12 protein-coding genes are annotated in these 13,937 nt (G+C 66.6%); 11 read left to right on the plus strand and 1 reads right to left on the minus strand.

The annotated features are described in order from the left end of the window. Positions 1-121 precede the first annotated feature (121 nt). The 10 genes from LH400_RS14270 (at position 122) to LH400_RS14315 (ending at position 11,531) form a co-directional block, all read left to right on the plus strand. The gene (locus LH400_RS14270; RefSeq protein ID WP_229153401.1) at positions 122-1,732 is read left to right on the plus strand and encodes a GMC family oxidoreductase; all 1,611 of its coding nucleotides are present in this window, start codon (positions 122-124) and stop codon (positions 1,730-1,732) included. Between the two features lie 182 nt (positions 1,733-1,914). After that, positions 1,915-3,516 (plus strand): ABC transporter substrate-binding protein, encoded by a 1,602-nt coding sequence (locus LH400_RS14275; protein ID WP_229153402.1) that lies wholly within the window; start codon positions 1,915-1,917, stop codon positions 3,514-3,516. 113 nt (positions 3,517-3,629) lie between these two features. After that, the gene (locus LH400_RS14280; protein ID WP_229153403.1) at positions 3,630-4,730 is read left to right on the plus strand and encodes a mandelate racemase/muconate lactonizing enzyme family protein; all 1,101 of its coding nucleotides are present in this window, start codon (positions 3,630-3,632) and stop codon (positions 4,728-4,730) included. Positions 4,731-4,812: 82 nt separating this feature from the next. Continuing rightward, positions 4,813-6,300, plus strand: coding sequence for an aldehyde dehydrogenase family protein (locus LH400_RS14285; protein WP_229153404.1), 1,488 nt, complete (start codon positions 4,813-4,815; stop codon positions 6,298-6,300). Positions 6,301-6,346: 46 nt separating this feature from the next. Next, the gene (locus tag LH400_RS14290) at positions 6,347-7,303 is read left to right on the plus strand and encodes an ABC transporter permease (RefSeq protein ID WP_229153405.1); all 957 of its coding nucleotides are present in this window, start codon (positions 6,347-6,349) and stop codon (positions 7,301-7,303) included. Continuing rightward, positions 7,300-8,199, plus strand: a complete 900-nt coding sequence (locus tag LH400_RS14295; protein ID WP_229153406.1) for an ABC transporter permease — start codon at positions 7,300-7,302, stop codon at positions 8,197-8,199. The genes LH400_RS14290 and LH400_RS14295 overlap by 4 nt, the downstream gene beginning before the upstream one ends. 8 nt (positions 8,200-8,207) lie before the next feature. Next, positions 8,208-9,827, plus strand: a complete 1,620-nt coding sequence (locus LH400_RS14300) for an ABC transporter ATP-binding protein (RefSeq protein ID WP_370638392.1) — start codon at positions 8,208-8,210, stop codon at positions 9,825-9,827. Between the two features lie 372 nt (positions 9,828-10,199). Then, positions 10,200-10,409 carry a hypothetical protein gene (locus LH400_RS14305; protein ID WP_229153407.1) on the plus strand — a complete coding sequence of 70 codons (210 nt, stop codon included), beginning with the start codon at positions 10,200-10,202 and terminating at the stop codon, positions 10,407-10,409. A 261-nt stretch (positions 10,410-10,670) separates the two neighbouring features. Continuing rightward, complete coding sequence (locus LH400_RS14310) at positions 10,671-10,850, plus strand: hypothetical protein (RefSeq protein WP_229153408.1); 180 nt, start codon at positions 10,671-10,673, stop codon at positions 10,848-10,850. Positions 10,851-10,961: 111 nt separating this feature from the next. Further along, positions 10,962-11,531 (plus strand): hypothetical protein, encoded by a 570-nt coding sequence (locus LH400_RS14315; RefSeq protein WP_229153409.1) that lies wholly within the window; start codon positions 10,962-10,964, stop codon positions 11,529-11,531. Between the two features lie 110 nt (positions 11,532-11,641). On the opposite strand, the gene LH400_RS14320 is transcribed toward LH400_RS14315, so the two are convergent. Continuing rightward, entirely contained in the window at positions 11,642-12,631 is a 990-nt protein-coding gene (locus LH400_RS14320) for a sugar-binding protein (protein WP_229153410.1), read from the minus strand. A 458-nt stretch (positions 12,632-13,089) separates the two neighbouring features. Here LH400_RS14320 and LH400_RS14325 point away from each other — a divergent pair, with 458 nt between their 5' ends. Then, positions 13,090-13,884, plus strand: coding sequence for an ATP-binding cassette domain-containing protein (locus LH400_RS14325; protein ID WP_229153447.1), 795 nt, complete (start codon positions 13,090-13,092; stop codon positions 13,882-13,884). Positions 13,885-13,937 lie beyond the last annotated feature (53 nt).

Here is a 13,937-nt window from a genome sequence, read left to right on the forward strand (position 1 = left end):
GATATTCCTTTGTTTGTTTGCGGGAAAGGGCCGTGGGACAGTGTTACTTCCGCTGCGGCGGCGCCGCGAACCGAACCCGGGTGCCTGCCGCGAGACACCGTCCGATCCATTCGAAGGCCCCATGCAGGAATTCGACTACATCGTCGTCGGCGCCGGCTCGGCGGGCTGCGTCCTCGCCGACCGGCTGTCGGAGAACGGCCGCCACTCCGTGCTCCTGCTCGAGGCGGGCGGCAGCGACCGGCGCTTCTGGATCAAACTGCCGATCGGCTACGGCCGGGTGTTCTACGACGAGCGCGTGAACTGGAAGTTCGAGACCGAGCCCGATGCCGGCCTTGGCGGGCGCAGCTCCTACTGGCCGCGCGGCAAGGTGGTCGGCGGGTCGAGCTCGATCAACGCCCTCCTCTATGTTCGCGGCCTTCCGCACGACTTCGACGACTGGCGCGATGGCGGCGCCTCCGGCTGGAGCTGGGACGATGTCAGGCCCTATTTCGAGAAAGTGGAGCGACGGATCGCGTTGGACGAAACGAGCGAAGGCAGCGGTCCGCTCCAGATAACCAATGTCGCGCGGCGCGCGCACCGGGCCAACCGGCACTTCTTCGCGGCGGCCGAAGAGATGGGGCTCGAGCGCACGGCCGACTTCAATGGGAATGCGCCCGAAGGCGTCGGGACCTACGACATCACGACGCGAGGCGGCATGCGTCATTCGGCCGCCGACGCCTTCCTGCGTCCGGCGCTGAAGCGGCGAAATCTCGCGCTCCTCACCCATGCGAGGGTCCGGCGCGTGACCTTCGACGGCAAAGTCGCGACCGGCGTCGAATACGAGCGGAACGGCGTCGTCGAGTCGGTCCGTGCGCGCGGCGAGGTCATCCTGTCCGGGGGCGCCATCGCCTCGCCCGGCCTCCTGCAGATCTCGGGCGTCGGCCCTGCCCCGCTCCTTGCCCGGCTCGGGATTCCCATCGTCAAGGACAACCCCGCCGTCGGCGGCAATCTCCAGGACCACATCGCCATCAGCTATCTCTACGAGGCGAGCGAGCCGACGCTCAACAACCAGCTGGCGCCCTGGTGGGGCAAGCTGCGCGCCGGGCTGCAATACGCCATGGCACGCAGCGGCCCGCTGAGCCTCAGCGTCAACCAGTGCGGCGGCTTCGTGCGCTCGCATCCGAAGGCCGCGCGTCCGGACCTGCAGCTCTATTTCAACCCGGTGACCTACACCACCGCGCCGTCCGGCAAGCGTCCGATCATCAATCCCGATCCGTTTCCCGGCTTCGTGGTCTCGTTCCAGCCGGCGCGTCCGACCAGCCGCGGCCGGGTCGACATCGCGTCACCGGACATCGCGACGCCGCCGCGGATCGAGCCGCGCTATCTCTCGACCAACGAGGATCTCGACAAGGTCGTCGCCGGCGGACGGCTGATGCAGGCCATGGTGGCGACGAAGGCGATGCGAAAGCTGATCAGGGTGCCGATCGAGCCCGACGTCGAGACGCTCGACGAGGCCGGGCTGGTGGCCGATTTCCGCGCGCGCGCCGGCTCGGTATTCCATCCGACGTCGAGCTGCCGGATGGGTCGCGAGGGCGAGGACGCCGTCGTCGGCCCTGATCTCAAGGTGTTCGGCCTGTCGAAGCTGCGCGTCGTCGACGCCTCGGTCTTTCCGAACATCACCTCAGGCAATACCAATGCGCCCACGATCATGCTGGCGAGAAAGGCGGCGGATGCCATCCTGCGCGATGCATGATCGCAGCCGCCCGGAGGGCGGACGCCTCTCCCGTGCGGCAGCCGACGCCATCCGGCAGGGCCGGCGCGATTATGACCGGCGCTGTCATCCGGCCTCGGATGCGGCGTGCTAAACTTGCGTTTCAGGGATCGAGGAGGGATGGCAATCCGGCCACCGACGATCCATCAAGGGAAGGAGATTCAATGTCCGCATTCGATCCGTTCGACCGCTCCGGACGCCTGCTTGGCCTCAACGAGGTCTCGCGCCGCAAATTCCTCGCCGGAACGGCCGTCTTCGGCCTGTCGGCGGCGTTTGGAACCGGCATCGGGCTCGGCTCGGCGCGCGCCGCCGAACCCAAGCAAGGCGGTCACTTCAAGCTCGGGATTTCCGGCGGCTCGACCACGGACACGCTCGATCCGGCGCATTATTCCGACAATTACATGCAGTCGATCGGCCATGCGATCCACAACTTCCTTACGGAAGTGAACGACGAGGGCCAGCTCGTCGGCGAACTCGCGACCAAGTGGGAGCCGTCGGCGGACGCCTCGCAATGGGTCTTCACGCTGCGCGACGGCGTGACCTTCCACGACGGCAAGCCGGTCACGGCCGACGACGTGGTCGCCTCGATCAACCATCACCGCGGCGAGAAGTCGACTTCGGCCGCAAAGGTGATCGTCGAGCCGATCAAGGACATCAAGGCCGACGGCAAGAACAAGGTCGTCGTCCAGCTCGACGCCGGCAATGCCGACTTCCCCTTCCTGATGTCCGACTATCACCTGGCGATCATGCCTGCCAAGGACGGATCGGCCGACTGGGAATCCGGCATCGGCTGCGGCGCCTATGTGCTCGACCGCCTCGATCCGGGCGTCGAATGCCATGTGACGAAGAACAAGAACTACTGGAAGAGCGATCGCGGCTGGTTCGACGAGGTGAGCTTCCTGTCGATCAAGGACGCCGCAGCCCGCACCAACGCGCTGATGACCGGCCAGATCCACGCGATGAACCGGGTCGATCTCAAGACGGTCAATCTCCTGAAGCGCAATCCGCAGATCGAGATCGCCTCGATCGCCGGCGGCCAGCACTACACCGCGCCGATGCTCACCGACGTCGCGCCGTTCGACAACAATGACGTGCGCATGGCGCTGAAGTTCGGCATCGACCGGCAGGCGATGGTCGACACCATCCTCAACGGCTTCGGTGAGGTCGGCAATGACCAGCCGATCAACTCGACCTATCGCTATTTCGCCGATCTGCCGCAGCGGACCTACGATCCGGACCAGGCCAAGCACTATCTGAAGAAGGCGGGAATGGACCGGCTGACCGTCAATCTGTCGGCCGCCGACGCCGCCTTCCCGGGCGCGGTCGACGCCGCCGTCCTCTTCAAGGAGCAGGCGGCCAAGGCCAATATCGACATCAACGTCGTGCGCGAGCCCGATGACGGCTACTGGGACAATGTCTGGATGAAGAAGCCGTTCTGCATGTCCTATTGGGGCGGCAAGGCGACGGCGGACTGGGCGTTCTCGGTCGGCTATTCGGAAGGTGCCGCCTGGAACGACACCCACTGGAAGAACGACCGCTTCAACAAGCTGCTGGTCGAGGCGCGCTCGGAACTCGACGAGAAGAAGCGCGCCGAGATGTATGCCGAGATGCAGCGTCTGGTGCGCGACGAGGGCGGCGTCGTCCTGCCGATGTTCGCCAATTATGTCGACGGGCTGCGCAAGAATGTCGGCCACGGCAAGATCGCCTCGAACTGGGACCTCGACGGCCTGAGGGCAGCCGAGCGCTGGTGGTTCACCGACGTCTGACGAGACGCGGTGTGGCCGGCGGATCCGTCCGCCGGCCCCTCTCCGATTTCCCGACACTTACACTTTCGAAACAGCCGACGCCCGGTCGCAGGACCGGGCGACAGAGAGAGACCATGCGTATCGACAGCCTCGAAACCTTCTCCAACGAATTCGTCGCCATGGTGCGCGTGCGCACCGACGACGGGGCGGAAGGCTGGGGCCAGACCTCGACCTACAATGCCGACATTACCGCGGCGATCCTGCACCGGCAGGTGGCGCCGCATGTCCTCGGCGAGGAGGCGGACGACATCGGAAGCCTGGTCGAGCGCGTCTTCGAGCGCGAGCACAAGTTTCCCGGTTCCTATCTCTGCCGGGCGGTCGCCGGGCTCGACACGGCGCTGTGGGACCTGAAGGGCAAGCAGGCCGGCCGAAGCGTCTGCGAACTCCTCGGCGGCACGCCCCGCCCCTTCCCCGTCTACGCCTCGTCCATGCGTCGCGACATCACCCCGGAGGCCGAGGCGGAGCGGCTGGCGGCGCTCTGCGCACGCTACGGCTACCGCGCCGTGAAGTTCCGCGTCGGCAAGGAATGCGGCCATGACGAGGACGAATGGCCCGGCCGCTCCGAGGCCGTGGTGGCGGCTGTGCGCAAAGCGGTCGGCGACGATGTGAAGCTCCTCGTCGACGGCAACAGCTGCTATTCGCCGCAAAAGGCCATCGAAGTCGGCCGCATGCTCGAAGCTCACGGCGTCGTCCATTTCGAGGAGCCCTGCCCCTACTGGAAGATCGACTGGACGAAAGAGGTGACCCAAGCCCTGTCGCTCGACGTCACCGGCGGCGAACAGGACTGCTTCCTGCCGGTCTGGGAGCGGATCGTCGAAAGCCGCGCCGTCGACGTCGTCCAGCCGGACATCCTCTATATGGGCGGCGTCTGCCGCACGCTGGAGGTGGTGAAGCTCGCGGCAGGGGCGGGACTGCCCGTCACCCCGCATTCGGCCAATCTCGGCCTCGTCACCCTGTTCACGCTCCACCTGATGGGCGCCATCGAAAACGCTGGCCCCTATGTGGAATTCTCGATCGAGGGCGAGGACTATTATCCTTGGCAGACCGGCCTGTTCGCGCCCGGCCATGTCGTCGAGGACGGCAAGGTGACGATCCCGGACGCGCCCGGCTGGGGCGTGACGATCGATCCCGACTGGCTGAAGCGCGTCGATCACCGGATCTCCCGCCGCGCCTGATCCGCCAGTCCGACCGAACCGCCTCGTCCACGCCGCCCCCGGCGGGACGACGGCTCATCATATTCTGAAATCCGAGGTCCCCATGACCGAGACCCTGACAGCCCTCATCGAAGAAGCCAAGACCACCGGAACGCTGAAGGGCCTGCCGACGCAGCTCTTCATCGACGGCGAGTGGCGCGCGGCAAAGTCCGGCCATAGGCTGGGCGTCGAGGATCCCGGCCGCGCCGAGATCTTCGCCGAAGTCGAATCGGCCGGCGCCGAAGACGTCTCGGACGCGGTGTCGAGCGCCAGCCGCGCCTTCCGCACTTGGCGGGAGGTTCCCGCCGCACGCCGAACGGCGATCCTGCTTGCCGCGGCCGACGCCGTCCGGCGCAATGCCGACCGGCTGGCGGTCGTCGAGGTCCTGGAGTCCGGAAAGCCGCTCTCCGACGCGAAAGGCCAGATTGCGTCCTGCGCCCGCGCGCTCGAATATTACGCCGGGGCGGCCGACAAGCTCGAAGGCCAGACGATCCCGCTCGACAAGGATCATTTCGCCTTCACGGTGAACGAGCCGGTCGGCGTCTCGGCCCATGTCGTGCCCTGGAACTACCCGGCCTCGACGGCGATGCGCGGGATCGCGCCGGCGCTCGCGGCTGGCTGCGTCTGCGTGCTCAAGCCGGCCGAGGAGACGCCGCTGACGGCCCTGATGTTCGGCGAGATACTCCGCCAGGCGGGGCTGCCGGCCGGCGTCCTCAACGTCGTGCCGGGCGGACGGGAGACCGGCGCAGCACTCGTTGCCGATCCGCGCGTGCGCCACGTGACCTTCACCGGCTCGGTCGAGACCGGCAAGCGGGTCATGGAAGCCGCTTCGCGCAACGTCGCCAGCGTGACGATGGAGCTCGGCGGCAAGTCGCCGCTCGTCGTCCTTTCGGACTGCGACCTCGACCGCGCGGCCGACGATGCGATCGGCGCGATCTTCTCGCATGCCGGACAGGTCTGTTCGGCCGGCTCGCGGCTGATCGTCGAGCGCGCCGTCCACGAGGCGCTGATCGAGAGGCTCCTCGACCGGGTGAAGACGCTCGAGCCGCGCCATGGGCTGGAGGACCCGGCATTCGGGCCCGTCGTCTCCGAGCGCCAGCTTGCTCGGATCGAGGGCTTCGTCGACGCCGCGCGGGGGCGGGGCCGCACCATCCTGTGCGGCGGCAGGCGCACCACTGATACCGCGACCGGCAAGGGCTGGTTCTTCGAGCCGACCATCGTCGACGATCTGCCGGCAGAGGACCCGATCGTCGCCGAGGAGGTGTTTGGGCCGGTTCTCGCGGTCCAGGTGGTCGAGGATTTCGAGGCGGCGATCGCCGCCGCCAACGCCAGCCGCTACGGTCTCGTCGCCGGCATCCAGACGAAGGATTTCTCCAAGGCGATGCGATTTGCGCGCGAGGTCGAAGCCGGACAGGTCTATATCAACGAGTTCTACGCCGGCGGCATCGAGGTGCCCTTCGGCGGGGTCAAGGATTCCGGCTTCGGCCGCGAAAAGGGTCTCGAGGCGCTCAAGAGCTATTTGCAGGTGAAATCGGTCGCGGCCCGGATATGATCGGGCGACCGGCCCGGACGAGGCGGACGAAGGAGGTGGAAGAGATTTGCTGAAGATTGCGAAGATCCTCGGGCAGAGGCTGGCGCTCGGCGTGGTGACGCTGTTCGTCGTCTCGCTCGTCATCTTCCTGGCGATCGAACTGTTGCCGGGAGACGTCGCGACCGAGATCCTCGGTCAATCGGCGACGCCGGAAACCGTCGCGGCAATCCGCGAGCAGCTCGGGCTCGATCAGCCCTTCTTCCTTCGCTATCTCCACTGGCTGGGCGGAGCCGTGCAGCTCGATTTCGGCACCTCGCTCGCGAGCGGCCGGGAGGTGTCGGAACTGATCGGCCGGCGGCTCGCCAACACGCTGTTCCTTGCGGCCGTCACCGCGGCGATCGCCGTGCCCTTGTCGCTCGCCCTCGGCATGCTCGCCGCGCTCTATCGCAATTCTCCGCTCGACCGGCTTCTCAACGCCGCCGTTCTCGGCGCGATCTCGATGCCGGAATTCTTCGTCGCCTATGTCCTGATCCTCTATTTCGCCGTCCGCCTGCCCTGGTTTCCGAGCCTTGCCAACGTCACCCCCGGCATGGCCTTGTCCGACCGGCTCCATGTCGTCGTCCTGCCGGCGGTCGCGCTGACCCTCGTCATCGCCGCGCACATGATGCGCATGACCCGGGCCGCGATCATCAACCTCCTCGCCAGCCCCTATATCGAGATGGCGATGCTGAAGGGCCTGCCGCGCTGGCGGATCATCTTCCACCACGCTCTGCCGAACGCCTGGGCGCCGATCGTCAACGTCATCGTCATCAACCTCGCCTATCTGATCTCGGGCGTCGTCGTGGTCGAGGTGGTCTTCGTCTATCCCGGCCTCGGCCAGCTGATGGTCGATTCCGTCGCTAAGCGCGACCTGCCGGTCGTCCAGGCCTGCAGCATCATCTTCGCGGCCACCTACGTCCTGTTGAACCTGTCGGCCGACGTCGTATCGATCATCACCAATCCCAGGCTCCTGCATCCGCGATGACCAGTGTCGACCAAACCGAACTCCAGGACGTCGACGGCGGCTCCGGTCTCGCGCCGCGGCGCACCACCGCGCAGAACGCGGCGCGGGAACTGAAGCGCGCGCCAGTCGGCGCGAAGATAGCGCTCGTGGTGATCCTGGCCTACATCCTCACCGCCCTGCTCGCGCCGGTCCTCGCCCCCTATGGCGAGACCGCGATCGTCGGCAGCCAGTTCGGGCCTTGGAGCGCGGCGCACTGGCTGGGGACGGACACGCTCGGCCGCGACATGGCGAGCCGCATGATCTTCGCCGCGCGTAACACGGTCGCCATCGCCTTCCTCATGACCATCGTTACCTTCCTGATCGGAGGGACCATGGGTCTCGTCGCCGCGACGATCGGCGGGGTGACCGACCAGATCCTGTCGCGGGCGGTCGACGTCCTGATGGCGATCCCGATCCTGATCTTCGCGCTGCTCCTCCTGACGATCTTCGGCACCTCGATCCCGGTCCTCGTCGCCGTCATCGCTGTGCTCGAATCAACGCGGGTCTACCGGGTGGTGCGGGCCGCAGCGATGGGCGTCGTGGTCATGGACTATGTCGAGGTGGCGCGGCTCAGGGGCGAAGGCACGGCCTGGATCGTCGGGCGCGAGGTATTGCCCAATATCCTGTCGCCGCTGTTCGCCGAGTTCGGCCTGCGCTTCTGCTTCATCTTCCTCTTGATCAGCGCGCTGAGCTTCCTGGGGCTCGGCCTGCAGCCGCCGACGGCCGACTGGGGCGCGATGGTGCGCGAGAACGCCATCCTGATCACCTTTGGCGACTTCACCCCGCTCCTGCCTGCCGGCGCGATCGCGATCCTCACCATCGCCGTCAACACGGTCGTCGACTGGTTCCTCGACCGCACCAGCGGACTGAAGGACTGATGCCGCCCATGACCACCGACACGCTCCTGCGCATGACCGGGCTGAAGATCGACGGGCGCACCGGCGACGACTGGCAGCCGATCGTGAAGGGCGTCGACCTGGAACTGAAGCGCGGCGAAGTGCTCGGCCTGATCGGCGAATCTGGTGCCGGAAAATCGACCATTGGCCTCGCCGCCCTCGCCTATGCGCGCGGCGGCTGCCGGTTCTCCGGCGGCGAGGTCGTCTTCGAGGGCACCGACCTCCTCTCGCTGAGCGAAGCCGGCCGGCGCCGCTATCGCGGCAAGCGCATCGCCTATGTCGCACAGAGCGCCGCCGCCTCCTTCAACCCCGCTCATAGGCTTGGCGACCAGTTCGTCGAAATGGCGACGACCCACGGCGTCATGGGCGAGAAGGAGGCCGCGCGCTACGCCGTCGATCTGTATCGCCGGCTGCAGCTGCCCGATCCCGAGCACTTCGGCCGCCGCTTTCCGCATCAGGTCTCCGGCGGACAGCTGCAACGGGCGATGGTTGCGATGGCCATGGCCTGCAAGCCGGATCTCATCGTCTTCGACGAGCCGACGACGGCGCTCGACGTGACCACCCAGATCGAGGTTCTCGCGGCGATCAAGCAGGCGATCGCCGACAATGGCTCGGCGGCGCTCTACATCACCCACGATCTCGCAGTGGTCTCGCAGGTCGCCGACCGGATCATGGTTCTGCGGCATGGCCGGGTCGTCGAGGAAGGCGAAACCCGGCAGATCGTGGAGCATCCGAGGGAAGACTACACCCAACGCCTCCTCAACGTACGCAGCCTCAGCCACGAGCCGGTCGAGGCGGAGCGCGACGAACTGCTCGCCATCGACGGGATCACCGCCGCCTACGGCAATCAGGGCTTGATCGTCCTCGACGATGTCAGCGTCCGCCTGGATCGCGGCCGCACCGTCGCGATCGTCGGCGAGTCCGGCTCCGGCAAGAGCACTCTGGCGCGGGTCGTCACGGGCCTGCTGCAGCCACGGAAGGGCGCAGTGCGCATCGGCGGCAAGACGCTGCCCGCCGGGCTTGCCGCCCGCGACCGCGACCTCCTCAGGCGCGTGCAGATGATCTACCAGTCGCCCGACACCGCGCTCAATCCGCGCCAGCGCGTGCGCGACATCATCGGCCGGCCGCTCGGCTTCTATCTCGGCATGGACCGGTCGAAGCGAGAGGCGCGGGTCGCCGAGCTCCTGCGGCTCGTCGAACTCACGCCCGACTTCGCCGATCGGCTGCCTGGCGAACTCTCCGGCGGCCAGAAGCAGCGCATCTGCATCGCGCGGGCGCTCGCCGCCGAGCCCGAGATCGTCATCTGCGACGAGGTGACCTCGGCCCTCGACCAGCTCGTCGCCGAGAACGTCCTGAAGCTCCTTCTGCGGCTCCAGAAGGAACTCGGCCTCTCCTATCTCTTCATCACCCACGACATCGCCACGGTCCGCGCGATCGCCGACGACGTCGTGGTGATGCATCGCGGCAAGATCGTCGAGAGCGGCCCGAAGGCCGAGATCTTCTCGCCCCCGCATGCCGCCTATACCGAGACGCTGTTGAAGTCGGTGCCGGAGATGGACCCCGACTGGCTGGACCGGCTTCTGGCCGAACGGCGCGCCTCCGCGGCCTGAGCGCATCGCACCGAGAAGTGGAAACCGGTTCTCGGTCCGATGCAACAACCACGAGATCGGTCGTAGGAGCGATTGCGGCTTGCCGCCCGACGCTCGAGATCCCGGCGGCTCGCCCCTCGAGCACGCGTCCGGGCAGCTGCCGCCCTGCCCTTCCCGCGACCGGCAGCCTCGGCCTCGCGACCCATGCAACGCGGAAACCCTGCGCAGCCGTGGCTCGTCGCATTCCGGTCCGGCACGAAAAGCCGGCCGAGATGCCGGAATGCGGAGCCGGCGCGGGGTGTGACCTGGGTCACTGAGGAAGGGAACCGGCCTCGGTAGGGTCTGTCCATCGGCGCAGGACACCAGACGCCGACAACCCGAAGGAAGACCCCCATGATCCGCAAGACCCTCCTCGCCCTCGCCGCCTTCGCCGTCGCGGGCATCGCCTCCATCTCGGCCGCGAGCGCCGGTTCCTACGGCAACGGCTACAGCGACAACTCCGGCTACGCATCCTGCCACTGGGAAAAGCGCAAGGTCGTCGACTATTACGACGACTACGGCCATGCCCACTACAAGTGGGTTCGCGTCCGGATCTGCGACTGATCGCACACCGGTCGATGAAGGCCTCCCCGGGCTCTCGGCAGACGCCGAGAGCCCGTTCGGCTTGGGCGATCGGCGGAGCAGAACCTGCCGCCCCAAATAGAAGCCAAGGTTTTCTGGCTCGCTCTCCACCTTGTGTTTTCTGGATTTGCAACGAGGAAACACATTTCTCCGTTGAGAAGCGTAGGGCAGCCGCTACGGAAGTACCGCGACAAGTGCTGCCGTCATGCTATCATGCGGGCGGCAGGTGCGAGGAACGAGACCATGCGGCCGGAAGCGAAGTATTCCAGGGAGCACCGCCCGCGCGGAACGCTCGGCTTCCTGATTCTCGCCCTCGTGGTTTTTGCCATCGCGGCCGGCGTCCTCGCCGCAGACTGGATGAAGAACCCCTCGCAGAACATCGATCCGATCCAGCAGGGCGCGCCCGGCGACCTCAGCCGGTAGCATGACGGAAGACGCTTCCGAATGCCGTGATGTGATTTGCGCATTCTCGAACCGATGTCCGCGGCCCGCGGCTGCGGGAGGTCCTGGGTCGTTCAGGTGGAAGGCATGCAGATGGCCATCGTCGCTAGGTTGAGGACGGCTTCGGCGGCCCTGTTCCTGGCTGCCACGCTCACTGGTGGAGCGACGGCAGCGGAGCCGCCGAGCGAGCTGGTTTCGCTCGGTTCGGATTCCGTTCCGGAGGCCGTGAAGAGCGCCTTCACCTGCGACGGGGATCCGGAAGCGACGATCCTTCGCCGCAGTTTCCGCGGTGCGGTGATCTTCACCAACCGCTGCCCCGGCAACAATCAGAACTATGTGGAGAACCTCGTCCATGCAGACGACGAGACGGGCCGCGGAGCGACGCTCCTCGCCTTCCCGCGTGGACGGGGCGCGCCGGCCGAGACCGCGATCGCGAATGTCCGCTTTTTCGAGAGGACCGGGACGATCGGGGAAATCGCCGTCGATACCGAGCATGAGCAGAACGCGCCATGCCGGTTTGAACGAATGTGGCGGCTGAAGAAAAACACGCCGACCTTGGTGTTCAGCCGCTGGACCAGGGATTGCGAGGTGAGAGCCGGCACGCGGTGGAAGACGGTGATCGACAAACGGCGCCGGGCCGAGCGGGCGGAGAATTGGGACTAGCCTGCGGCAAACAGAGCGTCATGCGAGGCAGCCGCCCCGTGCGGCGCGACCCGGCGGCGGGAGAATAGAGAGACGGGGCGCCGGCGACGGCGCCCCGAAGGCAGAGCGAATTACTTCTGGATGCAGGTGTCGACATTGTCCTTGGTGCATTCGTCGAGGCCGGTGAAGACCGGGTCCTCGACCTTCTTGCCCTCGATGAGGTCGATCATCACCGAGGGTGCCTTGTAGCCCATCTCGAACGGCCGCTGGCCGACCAGGGCCGTGACCAGGCCCTCACCGGCGATCGCCACCTCGTCGCCGATCGTATCGGCGGCGCCGATGACGAAGTCGCCGCTGGCGATGCGGTCGGCATAGGGCTTGACGAGGTCGCGATAGGCCTGCGGCGCGCCGAACAGCGGCCATCCGCCCATGACCCCGAACGCGTCGAGCTCCGGATTGGCGGCGAGAATGTCGGTCATCGCCTGGACGCCCTTGGCGCCGTCGTCATTGGTGAAGACCGGGCAGCCCGAGACTTCCGTCCAGCCGCCCTCGCCGTTCAGCGCTCCCAGCCCCTCCTGGCCGGACAGGGCGTCGCGCATGCCCTGGGCGCGGCGCAGGATATTGTCGGCGCCGGCATTGCCCTCGATCGTGCAGATCGTGCCACCGTCCGGCTTCTCCTTCTTGATGTATTCGCCGATCTTCTTGCCCATCAAATAGTTGTCCGTGCCGAGATAGGTCATCCGCAGGGCGGAATCCTCCTTGGCGAGATCGGCGTCGATGGTCATGACCGGGATCGAGGGATTGGCGACCCTCAGCGTCTGGGCGATCAGCCGGGCGTTCGACGGTGAAATCGCCATAGCGGCGGTATCGGCCTTGCCGAGCATGTCCTGGACGATCTGCGCCTCCCCCGCCTCGTCGGAGGTCGAGGCCGGACCGGTGTAGAAGCACTCGTATTCGGAGGATTCGTTCTCCTTGTTCCACTTCTCGCAGCCTTGGTGGATGGCCTCGAAGAAGGGATTGTCGAGCCCCTTGACGACGATCACCAATTGCTTCTTGGCGAAGGCCGGCCCGGCACCCAGCGCCAGCACGGCGGCAGCCGCCAGTAACGTCAGTTTCTTCATCATGTCCTCCCAGATTGACCGCCCCGCGACAGCAGGGGACGGCGTTGCGGGACGACGGCTTCTCCGGCCGACGCCCAACCCAGATCCGGCGCCCCGCGGCTCCGGAAAGCTCGTCTCGGCGCGAAAGCAGGATCGCCGCGAACAGATCTGCGCAGGCCGGCCGAGACCGCGCCCTGCCTCTCGACCGGCGATGCGCGAAGTAGCGGCAGCTGCGTTTTCTGCATTGCACAAAATTGACGTTGCGTCGGTATCTAATCTTGCCGCCGAAGCGGGGTCAACCGACTTTCCGGACGAAGCATTAATTGCGGATGTTGGCTGCATCATGTCGTTGGATAGTTGACGTCGGCCGCAGGTCCGTGTCGTATGAAGAAGAAGTGCAGTCGGGACGCCCCGTCCGGTCTTCAGACGGCAATCTCCGCCGGGACCGCGACAATGGGACGATTCGCGACATCCCGGCGATAAACGACCGGGATGAGCGGGCTCCGCGTCTGCACCGGGAGGGAAGACGACGCGTGGCGGTTCTGGAACTGAGCAATGTGTCGAAGCACTTCGGCGCGATCAAAGCCGTGAGCGACGTGTCGTTCTCGCTCGAGCCCGGCGAGGTCGTCGGCCTGATGGGCGACAACGGCGCCGGCAAGTCCACCCTCGTCAAGATGATTGCCGGCAATTTCCGCCCGAGCCACGGCAGCCTGCGGATGAACGGCAAGGAGCTCGTGATGCACCGGCCAGTGGAGGCGCGCGAGCACGGCATCGAGATCGTCCATCAGGACCTTGCGCTCTGCAACAATCTGACGGCGGCCGCAAACGTCTTCCTAGGCCGCGAGTTGAAGCGCGGCGTCGGCCCGTTCCGAATCCTCGACTATGCCACGATGTATCGCAGGGCTGCCGAGATCTTCGGCGAGCTGAAATCGGAGACCCGCCCGCGCGACCTCGTCAAGCAGATGTCCGGCGGCCAGCGCCAGGCCGTAGCGATCGCCCGCACACGACTGTCCGAGGCCAAGATCGTGCTGATGGACGAGCCGACGGCCGCGATCTCGGTCCGGCAGGTCGCCGAGGTTCTCGCCCTCATCCGGCGGCTGCGCGACCAGGGCATCACCGTCGTCCTGATCAGCCACCGCATGCCAGACGTCTTCACCGTCGCCGACCGCGTCATCGTCATGCGGCGCGGGCGCAAGGTGGCCGACAAGAAGGTCGCCGATAGCTCGCCGGAGGAAGTCACCGGTCTCATCACCGGGGCCATCGAATTCGCATGAGCGGGACCCGCCGCATCGCGGCCCCGCGACCCGTTACCCGAACCGGCAGGTCC

Origin of the sequence: Jiella soli, from assembly GCF_020615385.1 — a bacterium.
In the GTDB taxonomy this organism is placed as follows: Bacteria; Pseudomonadota; Alphaproteobacteria; order Rhizobiales; family Rhizobiaceae; genus VKMB-3413.

Bases quoted from the DNA above. Each gene is read 5' to 3' on its own strand.
- LH400_RS14270 (WP_229153401.1), top strand. From the start codon at position 122: ATGCAGGAATTCGACTACATCGTCGTCGGCGCCGGCTCGGCGGGCTGC.
- LH400_RS14275 (WP_229153402.1), top strand. From the start codon at position 1,915: ATGTCCGCATTCGATCCGTTCGACCGCTCCGGACGCCTGCTTGGCCTC.
- LH400_RS14280 (WP_229153403.1), top strand. From the start codon at position 3,630: ATGCGTATCGACAGCCTCGAAACCTTCTCCAACGAATTCGTCGCCATG.
- LH400_RS14285 (WP_229153404.1), top strand. From the start codon at position 4,813: ATGACCGAGACCCTGACAGCCCTCATCGAAGAAGCCAAGACCACCGGA.
- LH400_RS14295 (WP_229153406.1), top strand. From the start codon at position 7,300: ATGACCAGTGTCGACCAAACCGAACTCCAGGACGTCGACGGCGGCTCC.
- LH400_RS14300 (WP_370638392.1), top strand. From the start codon at position 8,208: ATGACCACCGACACGCTCCTGCGCATGACCGGGCTGAAGATCGACGGG.
- LH400_RS14305 (WP_229153407.1), top strand. From the start codon at position 10,200: ATGATCCGCAAGACCCTCCTCGCCCTCGCCGCCTTCGCCGTCGCGGGC.
- LH400_RS14310 (WP_229153408.1), top strand. From the start codon at position 10,671: ATGCGGCCGGAAGCGAAGTATTCCAGGGAGCACCGCCCGCGCGGAACG.
- LH400_RS14315 (WP_229153409.1), top strand. From the start codon at position 10,962: ATGGCCATCGTCGCTAGGTTGAGGACGGCTTCGGCGGCCCTGTTCCTG.
- LH400_RS14320 (WP_229153410.1), bottom strand. From the start codon at position 12,631: ATGAAGAAACTGACGTTACTGGCGGCTGCCGCCGTGCTGGCGCTGGGT.